The sequence below is a fragment of the Candidatus Binataceae bacterium genome (assembly GCA_035308025.1).
In the GTDB taxonomy this organism is placed as follows: Bacteria; Desulfobacterota; Binatia; order Binatales; family Binataceae; genus JAJPHI01.
This window is the reverse complement of the sequence record DATGHL010000032.1, coordinates 18,984-31,637: the sequence shown is the minus strand read 5'-3', so window position 1 is coordinate 31,637 and position 12,654 is coordinate 18,984. Positions and strand designations below refer to the sequence as shown.

Sequence of the window (12,654 nt, the reverse complement as noted above, 5' to 3'; positions counted from 1 at the left end):
CAGTGGCGAATCGAATACAATCGCGAGCGGCCGCATTCGAGCCTGGGCTATCTGACACCCGAGGAGTTCGCGGCGAAGAATCAGGGAAGCTCGGCCGTCGCGCGCACCGCTTGGCCAGCAGACCAGGAGCTGGCCGGCGCGCACGGGATGCCGACCCCGGTCGTTTTGTAACCGCCTGAACCGGCGAAGACGAGACAGTGCAGCCGACCTCGCCGTCATAACGGAGCAACGGTGCCTTGCCTCCGATCTTGGGATCACGGTCTGGCCGGTAAGCCTCGCCGATAATGATGTCTCCGGCTTGGAACCTCCGCCGGGCCGCGCTTATCGGCATCCAATCGCTGCTGCCATGAAGGTTGGACGGCAAACCGCTGCCACGACGGTCCCGTCGCCGGAGCTCTACGCGCTTGCTTAACCGCGAGCAACGCCGAGAAAAACGCTAGGTAAAAGCTCGCCTGCGCGTACGAATCCAACGCCGCTATTACGTGCCTCACAGGCTTCGATGCGAATCAGCGCCGTTCGCACCCGACGCAGCATCCGCGGTGTGTCGCTTCGACCGTTCAGACTTTGGAGAACGAAACCGGCAGCCCACGTCTCGCAATTGCTTGAGACGCGAGCTGTCACTCCCAGTGCGGACCTCAGTTCGAGGAACACCCCGGCGATCACGTCGTCGTCCGTTTCGAGCACGCCGAGTTTCTCAGCGAGCCGGCCGACTTCCTCGCGACGCTGAGCCGCCAGCTCGGATTGTCGTTGAGCAAGCTTAGCCCTGCTCGGACTTGAGACTCGCGATTCGTGTAGCATAGGCAGACATTTCAGCACCTCCACATGGACTTGTTTGGCAGACACCGTGTGAAGTCTGATCGAGTACACAGAAAATCCCTTCGAACAAGAAACAGCCTAGTTGTTTGCGACTCGTGCCTAAATGCAAACATAATCTCGTGCCCTGTCGAAACCGACATGGTTCGATCCGATTTTAAGCTTTGGATCGAATACCGGTAGGTCGGTTCGGGCTTCCGAACGCGGCGGCGTGTATACGACTTAGGAGCAACGGGCAGCGAGGTTCGTTGTCTCGTGCTCTACCCGGAATTGCTCGATTGCCTGTTTCAGCGTGCGTCCTGTGGATACCGTGTGGACGATTTCTGGCAAATTTCTGGCAAACTTGGCGGGAAAAGAGGAGGTAATTCACATATCACCAAGGAGTGCACGTAAGACGAAAGCCCCTGTGGGAGAAGGGGTTTCATCACTCGCTATCCTCGTCGTTCCTTGGCTCCGGTCCCTCCCCAAGCTGGACGTCGCCAGCTCGACCCCAATCTCCCGCTCCAAAATTCTTCAACATTTTCCGATGTTTTTTAGCTCTGCCACGAAAACGCCCCGAAGGGCCGTTGTCAATTCCCCGATCAACCACCCAAAAAATACAGCGCTTGAGCAGGGCGGCCAGGGCAGAGGCCTGCCGCGCGCAGCCGTAACCTGTCGAGCGCGGTCATCACCGCCCAACCACCCGCAACGGCACAACCTTCCCCTTCGTCGTGAGGGACGGCGGAAAAATTCCCTTTTAAGGATAGGAGGGTCCGAAAATGGAGAGAGCGAAACCAACGGTGCAAAATGGTGGTCTGCGAAGACTGCCGTAATGGCGATTGTGACTCCTGTTACGAGTCCGATTGCCCCTGGCGCGCTCCCCGAAAAATCCCGCGAATTGCCGTAGAGTTCGTCACCAAAAGGAGGCGGAAGCTGGCCTAAAAACCGCGGAGGTGTGGCGCCGACATGGATCGCGGAAGCGACGCTTTACAAATGGAAAGCCAATATTGCGGGATGGAAATCGCCGACGCCAAGCGGCTTAAGGGGCTCGAGAACGAGAACCGGCGGCAGAAGAAGCTGCTGGCTGAGGCGATGCTGGATTATGCGGCGCTCAAGGACATTGTAGGAAAAAACGCTGACGCCTGCAGTGCGGCGAGCTCTGGTGACGCGACTTTGCCAGGAGCACGGGCTCAGCCAACGGCGCACCCGCGCCGTCGAGCGCTGCGCGAACCGCTCGCTCGGCCAAATCGGGCGCGAGCCGCAACCAGGCGTCGTTGCACTTAGCGAAGGAGTCGAGCTGCGCATACTCATCGAGCCGCAGCGGAAGATAGCGGCCGCGGATTCCCAGCGCCCGCTGAATACGCTCGAAGCGCGCCACCTGCGCTGGATTATCCTGCCATAACGCACTCAGTGCCGCGGTCAGCGTCGGTTGATCGACGTAGTAGGGCGGCAGAGCGGTCGCGAGCGCCTGAATGCGCGGCGCCGACTGACTTTCTCGCGCGATTACCATATGGGTTCGACGCAGGTTGTCGCCGAATATTCCGCCGTCGCCGGCCGCATCCTATGCTACGGGCCGCTTTTGCCCCGATCGTCGGGAGAATAAGCTGCGCAATGTTACCTATGGAACAATCACGCACGCTGAGCGGACGTTCCCGCTTCACCGCCATCTTCGGCGATCCGGTCGAGCACTCGCTCTCGCCCGCGATGCACAATGCGGCCTACGCCGGACTCGCGATGGATCGCGCCTATCTCGCCTTTCACGTCACTCCCGACCGCTTGCGTGACGCGATTCGCGCAATCCCGGCGCTCGGCCTGCTCGGCGTCAATCTCACCGTCCCGCACAAGCAGCGCGCGGCGCGCATGATGGCTCGTCTGAGCGATGAAGCCCGCATCCTCGGAGCGATCAACTGCGTCGTGAATCGTGAGGGGGTATTATCGGGCGACAACACCGACGCGCGTGGGCTCGAAGCCGACCTGCGCGAGGCCGGTCTCGAGCTGGAGGCCAAGCTAGCCGTAATCATTGGTGCGGGCGGGGCCGCCGCCGCGGCCGTGCTGGCCGCCCTCCGGCTCGGCGCCGGACGTATCGCGATCGGCAATCGCACGCGCGCGCGAGCGCAGGCGCTCGCGCGCCGCTTCGCCCGTCACATCACGGCGCGCGGCAAAGATCGCGCTCGCGCGACGATTACCACCTGCGGTCTCGACACCCTGACGCGCCCGGACCTGCTCGCGCAGGCCGCACTGGTCGTTAACGCAACTTCGATTGGACTCCAGGGCGGCGGCTTTATCCCGCTCGATTACGCGGCGACGTCCGACGATTGCCTCTTTTACGATCTGATCTACGCGCGCGAGCCGACGCCATTTCTGCAATCAGCTGCGGCGCGCGGCCGCCGCGCACTCGACGGCGCCGGGATGCTCGCGGAGCAGGGTGAGTTAGCCTTCGAGCTCTTCAACGGGACTCCGCCGCCGCCCGGCGCGATGCGGACCGCACTGCTCGCGGCGCTCGGCCGCGCCTGAAGATCTTCAGACGGGCTTCGTTGGACTTGGCGGCTTTCTATGGTATTAAGCCGCCTGATAGACGCGACTTTCTGACTTACTCGCCGCAGCTCGGCTAAATCAATGACACGTAACTTTGGGGATCTTCGATGAACCGACGAGCAAACACGATCGTTCAAATGGGCTTCGCCTGCGCGGTTCTTGTCTCAGCCGCGATATTCTGCGCATTGCTCACGAGCGCACCCGCGAACGCGACCATCAGCAATCCGCTCATCGTTACGACTAAAAACGGCCGCGTGCGCGGAGCGTTGGTTGGCGGTGTCCGGGAATTTCTCGGTGTCCCCTACGCGACCGCGCCGACCGGCACATTACGCTGGCAGCCGACCCAACCGCCAGCGAACTGGCCGGGGATTCTGCAGACGCTTCAGTTCGGCAGCGCTTGCCCGCAACTCGCCGCGACCGGCGTCGAATTCGGCGACGAAAACTGCCTGTTCCTGAACGTCTACATACCGCCGTCAACCGGACGCAGTCGCACCGGCTTGCCGGTGATGGTCTGGATTCACGGCGGCGGATTGGTCGAGGGCAGTGGCGAGGACTACGACCCTACGCCCTTGGTCAAGCAGAGCGTCATCGTTGTCACGATCAACTATCGGCTGGGCTTGCTTGGCTTCTTTGCGCAGACCGCGCTCGACGCGGAAGGTCATCTGGCCGGCAACTACGGCTTCCTCGATCAGCAGATGGCGCTCAAATGGGTGAGGCGCAATATTTCCGCATTCGGCGGCAATCCGCGGCGCGTAACGATCTTCGGCGAGTCCGCCGGCGGCCAGAGCGTCTACAGCCAACTCGCCTCACCATTGGCAAAAGGCCTGTTCCGAGGGGCGATCGCGGAGAGTGGATCGTACGGCAGCTTTACCGATTACTTCGTCCCGATCATTCCATTGGCCCAAGGCGAAACGCTCGGCAGCACCGTCGTGCAGTCAGGCGCTGCCTTCGCCGCGGCCGTCGGATGCGGTGATCAAACGGCGGCTTGCTTGCGTGCGGTTCCCGCCGCGACGCTGGTCGGAGTTCAGCCCTCACCAGCGATGTATCCTTTCGTCGATGGCGCAATCCTCACGCAGACGCCCACCGCCGCCTTTGCCAGCGGGCAATTCAATCAGGTGCCGGTGATCGTCGGCACCAACCATGACGAGTATCGCCTGTTCGTCGCGTTGGACTACGACTACCTGGGCAATCCATTGACCAATGCCAACTATTCGGCTGCGGTTACGACGCTGTGGGGTCCGCTGCTCGCGCCGTCAGTCTTGGCCGTTTATCCGCTCCCGTCGAATCCGCCGGCCGACGCCGCTTCGCTCGCATTGGGAGCGAACGGCACCGACGGCATTTTTAGTTGTCCGGCGCGCACCGGCGATCAATCGCTCGCACAATTCGTCCCCACCTATACTTATGAGTTCAGCGACGAGAACGCGCCGCTCGGTCTCCTCCCGCCGGCCAGTTTTCCCCTAGGCGCGTATCACTCGGCGGAAATCCAATATCTGATGACAGTCGGCGGAATACCAGCGACGTTCACGCCCGATCAGCAGGCGCTGTCGGCCGCGATGATCAGCTACTGGACGCAATTCGCCAAGAACGGAGATCCGAACTCGGCAGCGCAACCGCTATGGGCGCCTTACAGTTCAACCACGGACGAGTTCCAGTCCTTCGTCCCGCCAACGCCGGTCGTCGACTCGATCTTCGCGACCGACCACATATGCACAGATTTCTGGGATACGTTTTAAGGTGTCCGACTATCTTCGCGCGGCCGGGTGATGGCAACAAAAAAGTCCTTGGCATCGCTGCCAAGGGCTTTTTGTTGCGCGAGCAAAGTCGCGCTAGCGGCGCGTGCCGCCGGTTTCGCGCTTCGATCAGCCTCAGCCCTTTTGCACCTCGATCCTTCGTGGTTGCGCCTCTTGGCGCTTCGGCAACTCAACCTCCAGCACTCCGTTGCGCATGCGCGCGGTTATCCCCGCAACATCAATCTCGGCATGGAGGGCAAACTCCCGGTAGTAGCTGCCGACGTTGTATTCCGTATAGAGCGGCGCCAGTTTGTCATACGCTTCCGCCGTTACTAATCCGGTTATACTGAGTACCCGGTCTTTCAGACTGACGTTCACGTCCTTCTCGGATACCCCAGGCATGTCCGCCCACAGCCGCAGAGTCTTTTCCGATTCGCAAATGTCCACGTCAGGCTGGAAATAGCGGCCGGGCCGGGTCTTTTCGGCGCCTTCAACTTGCTGTTTCTCTTTCGCAACGATTTCCGCTTCCGGCATCATAAGTTGCTTCCTCCTTCTCACGCAGCTTGGACTGAAATTTGCCTTGCCTTCGCAGCTTCGGCTTTCGGAATCCTCAACGACAGCACGCCGGCTTGATACGTGGCCGTGGCCTTGGCCATGTCGAGTTCATCGGAAAGCTGGATGGAGCGGGAGAACTCGCCAAAACGGCGCTCCCGCCGATGGTAGCCCTGCACATCAGTGGCCTGCTCACGCGGCCGCTCGCCGCTCAGGGTCACCGTGCTGCCCTGGCCGGAAATCTTCAGATTGGCCAGATCGATTCCAGGCAACTCCGCGATCAGGACAATCCCGTCGCTGTCCTCAAAGACATTCACAGGCGGGAAAGCGCCATAGCCGGAGGGGCCCAGGCTGAACGACGGATTGCGCAGAAACCGTTCGAGCTCGCGTTGAACGTCGAGCAGACTACTCACTGGGTCGAGCCGCTGAAATCTGATTAAAGCCATAACTTTCCTCCTTCCTGAATAAGATCGAAGTGCAATCTCACTTCGCTAGAAAAAATAAGTACACTTCGTGAAAGATCAAGACCGTAGGAAGAGGATTCGACGGGGCGCCCAAGAGAGTTTTCGGGTGCTTCCTGGTTAACTATTTACTTCGCCGTGATCGCAAAAAAACCCCGACGCGGACGCGCCGAGGTTTTGGTCGCCAGCAACGTGTGCGTTCCTAGCCGAACATTTCTTTGAGCTTATCCACAAAGCCCTTGGAGAGCGGATGATTGACGTCCTCACCCGAGGCCCGCGCAAACTCCTCGAGTAGTTCCCGCTGACGCGCCGACAGCCGCCGCGGCGTCTCGACGGAGATTCGCACGAGCTGATCGCCGCTGCCGTAGCCGTGCAGATCGGGGAAGCCCTTGCCCTTGAGCCTGAAGACCTTGCCCGACTGCGTGCCGGCGGGAATCTTAACTTTGATCTTGCCCTCGAGCGTCGGCACTTCGATTTCGCCGCCGAGGGCGGCCTGCGGAAAACTGACCGGAACCTCGATAACGACATCATTTTCCTGGCGAACAAAAAAGGCGTGCTCCTTGACATGCACTACGACGTAAAGGTCGCCCGCCGGCCCGCCGCCGAATCCCGCCTCGCCTTCGCTGCGCAGCTTGAGGCGCGAGCCGTTGTCAACGCCCGGCGGAATCCGCACCGAGAGCGAGACCGGCTTGCGCAGCCGTCCTTGTCCCTGGCACTTGGGACATGGATCCGCGATCACCATCCCGTCGCCGCGGCACTGGCCGCAGGTGGTGGCGATCGAGAAAAAACCCTGCTGTGTACGTACCTGTCCCGTGCCCTTGCAATTAGGACAGGGCCGGACCCCTTCGGCGCCGTTGCGCGCGCGGGCGCCATTGCAGCCCTCGCAGGTAGCTAGGCGCTGGAACTTGACGATCTTCTCGGCGCCACGCGCCGCTTCCTCAAACTCGACTTCAAGGTCGTAGCGCAAATCCTCGCCGCGCCGGCTGCGCGAACGCGAACGCCCGCGCCCGGTGCCGAAGAAATCGCCGAAGATGTCGGAGAAGACTTCCTCGAACCCTTGACTGAAGTCGAAACCGCCGAAGCCGCCGCCGCCTTGCGGCCCCTGGAACGCCGCATGACCGAACCGGTCGTAGCGCGCGCGCTTCTCGGGATCGCACAAGACCTGGTAGGCCTCGTTGAGCTCCTTGAATTTTTCCTCGGCGTGCTTGTCGCCCGGATTGCGGTCCGGATGATGCTGCACCGCGAGGCGCCGGTAAGCCTTCTTCAGGTCCTCGTCACCGGCGCCGCGGTTAACCCCGAGAATTTCGTAATAGTCGCGTTTTTGCTCGGCCGGCATCGCAGCGTAATGCTAGCCCACGGGCGCGTGTGAAGTAAGCGCCAACGCTCGACCGTTCTGCCTAATCACAAAATACCCCTAAAGAGAGCCGGGAAGATTTACTACTTCACTTCCTTAAAATCAGCGTCAACGACATCTTCCTTCTTTTCCTCGCCACCGCTGCTCCCATTCGCGCCGCCATCCGCATGAGGACCACCAGCCCCGTCAGCGCCGGGTTGTGCGCCCTGCCGGCTCTTGCTGTACATGGCTTCAGCCAGCTTGTGCGAAGCTTCGGCGAGCGCCTCGGCGGCGCGATTCATCTCGGCGGCGTCCTTGGATTCGAGTTTCGTGCGGGCGTCCGCCAGCGCGTCGTCAACCGTTTTGCGCGACGCTTCGTCGAGCGCGGCGCCATGCTCCTTCACGGTCTTCTCAGTCGTGTAGATCAGGTTGTCGAGCTTGTTGCGGGCCTCCGCCTTCGCGCGCCGCTCTTTATCGTCGGCCGCGTGCTGTTCCGCCTCGCCGACCATCCGTTTGATCTCTTCCTCGTTCAGCCCCGACGACGCCGTGATCCGGATCGACTGCTCCTTGTTGGTGCCCTGATCTTTGGCGTGGACGTTGACGATACCATTGGCGTCGATATCGAAGGTCACCTCGATCTGCGGCATCCCGCGCGGCGCCGACGGAATCCCGACAAGATCGAACTGGCCGAGCAGCTTGTTGTCGGCCGCCATCTCACGCTCACCCTGGAACACCCGAATCGTCACCGCCGGCTGATTGTCCTGCGCGGTTGAGAAGGTCTGACTCTTCTTCGTCGGGATCGTGGTGTTCTTCTCGATCAGCTTGGTGAAGACTCCGCCCAGCGTCTCGATTCCGAGCGACAGCGGCGTCACGTCGAGCAGCAGAACGTCTTTGACTTCACCCTTGAGCACGCCGGCTTGAATCGCGGCGCCAATCGCCACAACTTCGTCGGGATTAACTCCCTTATGGCCTTCGCGGCCGAAAAGTTTCTTGACCCGCTCCTGCACCGCCGGCATCCGCGTCATGCCGCCCACCAGCACGACCTCGTTGATATCCGAGGTGCGCAGCGCCGCATCCTTGAGCGCGGTCAGGCATGGCCCGTCGAGCCGTTCGAGCAGATCGTTGCACAGCGCCTCCAGCTTGGCCCGTGACAGTTTGATATTGAGATGTTTTGGTCCGGACTGGTCGGCAGTGATGAAGGGCAGATTGATGTCGGTCTCGGTCACGGTCGAAAGCTCGCACTTGGCCTTCTCCGCCGCTTCCTTGAGCCGCTGCAACGCCATCCGATCATTGCGCAGATCGATTCCCTGATCCTTGCGGAATTCGTCCGCCAGGTAATCGATTACCCGCTGATCGAAATCCTCGCCGCCGAGGAAGGTGTCGCCGTTGGTCGATTTGACTTCGAAGACGCCCTCGCCCAACTCCAGAATCGAGATATCGAAAGTGCCGCCGCCGAGATCGAAGACGGCAATCTTCTCATCTTTTTTCTTGTCGAGCCCATAGGCCAGCGACGCCGCGGTCGGCTCGTTGACGATGCGCAGGACGTTCAGCCCGGCGATCCGTCCCGCGTCTTTCGTCGCCTGACGTTGGCTGTCGTTAAAATAGGCCGGCACTGTGATGACCGCTTCGGTCACCGGCTCTCCGAGGTAGTCCTCAGCCGTTTGCTTCATCTTTTGCAGCACGAACGCCGAGATCTCGGGCGGGCTGTAGCGCTTCCCGCGCACAGCGACCGCGGCCGCGCCGTCGCTGCTCTTCTCGACTTTGTACGGCAGTACCTTGATCGCCTTCTGCACTTCAGCATCGTCGAAGCGCCGGCCCATCAATCGCTTGATCGCAAAGACCGTATTGGTTGGATTGGTGATCGCCTGGCGCTTGGCGATCTGCCCGACCAACCGCTCGCCTGATTCCGTGAACGCCACCACCGAGGGCGTCGTCCGCGCGCCCTCTGAATTCGCGATCACCACAGGATCGCCGCCTTCCATGATCGCGACGCAGCTATTGGTCGTGCCCAAGTCGATTCCGATTACTTTCGCCATTTACTCTGAGTCCTCTCGTATAGATTCATAACCACGTTTCAGTGGTTTTCAACTCTCGCTATCGCCGTCCCCGCCAGCCTTGCCGCCATCGTCGACATCGCCATTCCCGCTCTCCTTCCCATGACGACTCCGTGCGACGCTCACCCGCGCCGGCCGCAGCATCCGCTCTCCGATCAGGTAGCCGCGATGGAATTCATCCACGACCGTATTCGCCGGATGTTCGTGCGAGTCCACGTGATCCACCGCCTCATGGCGGCTGGGATCGAACGGCTCTCCCACGACATTCAACGGAACTACCCCTTGCGCCTTGAGAAAGTCCACCGCCCCGCGCAAGACCAATTCGACGCCTTCGACGATCGAGTGCCCGTTCCCACCGCCCTTGGCCGCCCCCACTGCGCGTTCGAGATTATCAATCAGCGGCAGCAGCTCGCGCAGCAGATTCTCACGCTGGAGACGAATCGACTCCTCGCTCTGCTGCCGCACGCGCTTGCGCACGTTGTCAGACTCGGCCAGCGCGCGGAGATATTTATCCTTGAGCTCGGCGATTTCGCGATCTTTTTCGCTGATTTGGCCCTGTAACCGCTCAATCTCCCCAGCTACGCCGTCATCGTCCTTGGTACCGGAGCTGGCATCGGCCGAGGTCTCCTGCCCGGCAGTCGAGTCAGCCTTGGCGTCAGGATTCTCATCTTCGCGATCTGCAAAACGATTAGACATTCCGCACACTTCCACCTGCCACCTAACCTAAGCACGACCCCGTCCCGGCGCCAGTCTTTGGCAGGCTGGTAAGTCGTTTTTTTCAGGCAGTTTCGACGATTTTTGCGCGCGGACCGGACGCTTCAATAACTCGAAGCGTCTAGTCTCACCTTGCCGCTGAAAACCCGGTAGACGCTGATGGTATAGAGCGCCACGAACGGCCCGGCTATCGCCGCCATCAAGGCCATCCGGCGGAGCGTTCCGGGCGTCGAGGCGGAATTGTAGATCGTCAGCGAGCGCGCCGGGTCGAGCGCCGTCGCCAGATTCGGGTACATGCCGATTCCGACCAGCGCCAGCAACCCGAAAACCACCACGCACGACGAGAGGAATGCCGGCCACGTCCGCCGCCGACGGATCTCACGCGGGATATTCAGGATCGCCAAAATCGTAATCACCGGAACAACGAAAAAGAGCGGACGCGAAAACGCGCGCTCAGCCATCGTGGGGACAAGGAGCAACGTCGCGATCGTGGTGGCGGCGTAGCAGATGACAAAGATCATAATCGTCGTCGGGATCCAGCCCCGCACCCGCTCTTGCAGCGGCCCATCGACCCGTAACAGCAGATAAAGCGCGCCGTGCATCGCAAACAGCGCGAGCGTTGTGATCCCGACCAGCAGCGGATATGGGCGCAGCAGATCGGGCAGCCCCGCCGAATAGTGCTCGGCGGCGTCGATCGGAATCCCGCGAATCAGATTGCCCAGCGCAATCCCCATCAGTAACGCCGTTACCACACTGCCCGCGCTGAAACAGATGTCGCACAGCTGCCGCCACCAGCGCATCGGCTGCTGGCCGCGGAACTCGATCGCGAGGCCGCGAAAGATCAGCGCGAACAGGATTAACATCATCGCGAGGTAGAAGCCTGAAAAGACCGTCGCATAAACCCGCGGAAAGGCCGCAAACAGCGCGCCGCCGCCGACCACCAGCCAGACCTCGTTGCCGTCCCATACCGGCCCGATCGAGTTAAGCAACAACCGCCGCTCTTCGTCTTCATGCACAAACAGATGCAGTGCGCCCACGCCAAGGTCGAAGCCGTCCAGCACCGCATAACCCGCAAACAGGCCACCGACCAGCAAAAACCACAGCGTGTTCAGATTGATCACGGCAACCCTCGGCGACCGGTAGAGGGCATCGGCGCGCCGCCGGGACCACCAATTGGACCCTCTTGAATCCGCTGATTGAGCAGGAAAATAAAGAGCAGCAGCAAGAGCCCGTAGATCGCGACGAACAGGATCGTCGAGATCCAGACGTCGCTCGGATGGGTGAGCTGCGAGACCCCTTCACTCGTCCGCATCAAGCCGTAGACGATCCACGGCTGGCGGCCGAACTCCGCGGTCATCCAGCCGAACTCGTTGGCGAACTCGGGTCCGAGCACCGCCGGGATGAACAGCCACAGCAGCCAGCGTTGCGCAAACAGCGTCCCGCGCCAACGGAAAAACAGCGCTCCCAGGGTCAAACCCAGGAGCGCAAAACCGATCGCCACCATCAGATGGAAACACTGAAAAGTCGCCTGCACAGGCGGCCAGTCCCGCGACGCAAAGCTCTCGAGCCCGCGCACCGGCGCGTGCGCATCGTGGTAGGTCAGGATGCTCAGCAATTCCGGAATCTCGAAACCGATCACCCGCCGGTTTGCCGCATCGACCCAGCCGAACAGATGGAGTCCCGCCGGCTGATCGGCGGTAAAGACCCCCTCCATCGCCGCCATCTTGGCCGGCTGATACTGGGCGACGCCGCGCGCATTCATATCGCCGGTGGCGACTGAACCGACGATCGCGATCGCCGCTATCGCCAGTCCGAAGTTGAACGACACGCGCGCGAACTCCTGATTGCGGCGCTGGAGCAAATACCAGGCGCTCACCGACAAGATCAGAAATGCCCCGGCGTTCCAGGCCCCGAACAGCGTATGCAACAGCCGCACGACAAACGACGGATTGAAGATAACCGCATGGAAGTCGGTGATTACGGCGTGCACCTCGGCGCCGGTGCCGACAATTTTGTAACCGGCGGGCGTCTGCATCCAGGAGTTCGCCGCGATGATCCACACGGCGCTGAAATGCGCGCCGAGCGCCACCATCACCGTCGCGAAGAAATGTACCCGCGCGCTGACGCGCTCCCAACCAAACAGCAGCAAGGAGAGGAAGCCGGCTTCAAGAAAAAAGGCGAACAGCCCCTCGGCCGCGAGCGTGCTGCCGAAGATGTCGCCGACGAAGCGCGCGAATGACGCCCAGTTCGTGCCGAACTGAAACTCCATGACGATTCCGGTCGCAACGCCCATCGCGAAAGTCAGGCTGAAGATGCGGATCCAGAACCGGGTCAATTCTTCGTAGATGGGCTTGCGCGTCAGGAGGTATGCCCCCTCCATCGCGACCAGCGCCAACCCCAGCCCGATCGAAAGCGGCGGAAAGAGGTAGTGAAAGGCTATCGTGAACCCGAACTGAATCCGCGACGCCAGCAGATTGGTCATT

9 protein-coding genes and 2 pseudogenes are annotated in these 12,654 nt (G+C 61.2%); 4 read left to right on the top strand and 7 right to left on the bottom strand.

Translation table 11 applies throughout. The features are described from left to right. From VKS22_10450 to VKS22_10435, 4 genes and pseudogenes are all read left to right on the top strand, one after another. Window positions 1-102 (top strand): annotated as a pseudogene (locus tag VKS22_10450) (integrase core domain-containing protein). 1,559 nt (window positions 103-1,661) lie between these two features. After that, window positions 1,662-1,996: pseudogene (locus VKS22_10445) on the top strand (transposase). A gap of 416 nt (window positions 1,997-2,412) precedes the next feature. Beyond that, on the top strand, window positions 2,413-3,306 hold the full coding sequence (gene aroE, locus VKS22_10440) for a shikimate dehydrogenase (GenBank protein HLW71030.1): 894 nt from the start codon (window positions 2,413-2,415) through the stop codon (window positions 3,304-3,306). Window positions 3,307-3,434: 128 nt separating this feature from the next. Next, on the top strand, window positions 3,435-5,060 hold the full coding sequence (locus VKS22_10435; GenBank protein HLW71029.1) for a carboxylesterase/lipase family protein: 1,626 nt from the start codon (window positions 3,435-3,437) through the stop codon (window positions 5,058-5,060). Window positions 5,061-5,192: 132 nt separating this feature from the next. Here VKS22_10435 and VKS22_10430 read toward each other — a convergent pair whose 3' ends face one another. The 7 genes from VKS22_10430 to VKS22_10400 all read right to left on the bottom strand — a co-directional run bounded on the left by VKS22_10430 (window position 5,193) and on the right by VKS22_10400 (window position 12,653). Then, window positions 5,193-5,594 carry an Hsp20/alpha crystallin family protein gene (locus tag VKS22_10430; protein ID HLW71028.1) on the bottom strand — a complete coding sequence of 134 codons (402 nt, stop codon included), beginning with the start codon at window positions 5,592-5,594 and terminating at the stop codon, window positions 5,193-5,195. Window positions 5,595-5,611: 17 nt separating this feature from the next. Then, window positions 5,612-6,055 carry an Hsp20/alpha crystallin family protein gene (locus tag VKS22_10425; protein ID HLW71027.1) on the bottom strand — a complete coding sequence of 148 codons (444 nt, stop codon included), beginning with the start codon at window positions 6,053-6,055 and terminating at the stop codon, window positions 5,612-5,614. A 217-nt stretch (window positions 6,056-6,272) separates the two neighbouring features. After that, complete coding sequence (dnaJ, locus tag VKS22_10420; protein ID HLW71026.1) at window positions 6,273-7,406, bottom strand: molecular chaperone DnaJ; 1,134 nt, start codon at window positions 7,404-7,406, stop codon at window positions 6,273-6,275. A gap of 101 nt (window positions 7,407-7,507) precedes the next feature. Beyond that, the gene (dnaK, locus tag VKS22_10415; protein HLW71025.1) at window positions 7,508-9,439 is read right to left on the bottom strand and encodes a molecular chaperone DnaK; all 1,932 of its coding nucleotides are present in this window, start codon (window positions 9,437-9,439) and stop codon (window positions 7,508-7,510) included. 48 nt (window positions 9,440-9,487) lie between these two features. Continuing rightward, window positions 9,488-10,153 carry a nucleotide exchange factor GrpE gene (locus tag VKS22_10410; protein ID HLW71024.1) on the bottom strand — a complete coding sequence of 222 codons (666 nt, stop codon included), beginning with the start codon at window positions 10,151-10,153 and terminating at the stop codon, window positions 9,488-9,490. A gap of 122 nt (window positions 10,154-10,275) precedes the next feature. Then, window positions 10,276-11,292 (bottom strand): cytochrome d ubiquinol oxidase subunit II, encoded by a 1,017-nt coding sequence (cydB, locus tag VKS22_10405; GenBank protein HLW71023.1) that lies wholly within the window; start codon window positions 11,290-11,292, stop codon window positions 10,276-10,278. Next, entirely contained in the window at window positions 11,289-12,653 is a 1,365-nt protein-coding gene (locus tag VKS22_10400) for a cytochrome ubiquinol oxidase subunit I (protein ID HLW71022.1), read from the bottom strand. Before VKS22_10400 ends, cydB begins: the two co-directional genes overlap by 4 nt. Between the last annotated feature and the right edge of the window lies 1 nt (window position 12,654).

Bases quoted from the DNA above. Each gene is read 5' to 3' on its own strand.
- aroE (HLW71030.1), top strand. From the start codon at position 2,413: ATGGAACAATCACGCACGCTGAGCGGACGTTCCCGCTTCACCGCCATC.
- VKS22_10435 (HLW71029.1), top strand. From the start codon at position 3,435: ATGAACCGACGAGCAAACACGATCGTTCAAATGGGCTTCGCCTGCGCG.
- VKS22_10430 (HLW71028.1), bottom strand. From the start codon at position 5,594: ATGATGCCGGAAGCGGAAATCGTTGCGAAAGAGAAACAGCAAGTTGAA.
- VKS22_10425 (HLW71027.1), bottom strand. From the start codon at position 6,055: ATGGCTTTAATCAGATTTCAGCGGCTCGACCCAGTGAGTAGTCTGCTC.
- dnaJ (HLW71026.1), bottom strand. From the start codon at position 7,406: ATGCCGGCCGAGCAAAAACGCGACTATTACGAAATTCTCGGGGTTAAC.
- dnaK (HLW71025.1), bottom strand. From the start codon at position 9,439: ATGGCGAAAGTAATCGGAATCGACTTGGGCACGACCAATAGCTGCGTC.
- VKS22_10410 (HLW71024.1), bottom strand. From the start codon at position 10,153: ATGTCTAATCGTTTTGCAGATCGCGAAGATGAGAATCCTGACGCCAAG.
- VKS22_10400 (HLW71022.1), bottom strand. From the start codon at position 12,653: ATGACCAATCTGCTGGCGTCGCGGATTCAGTTCGGGTTCACGATAGCC.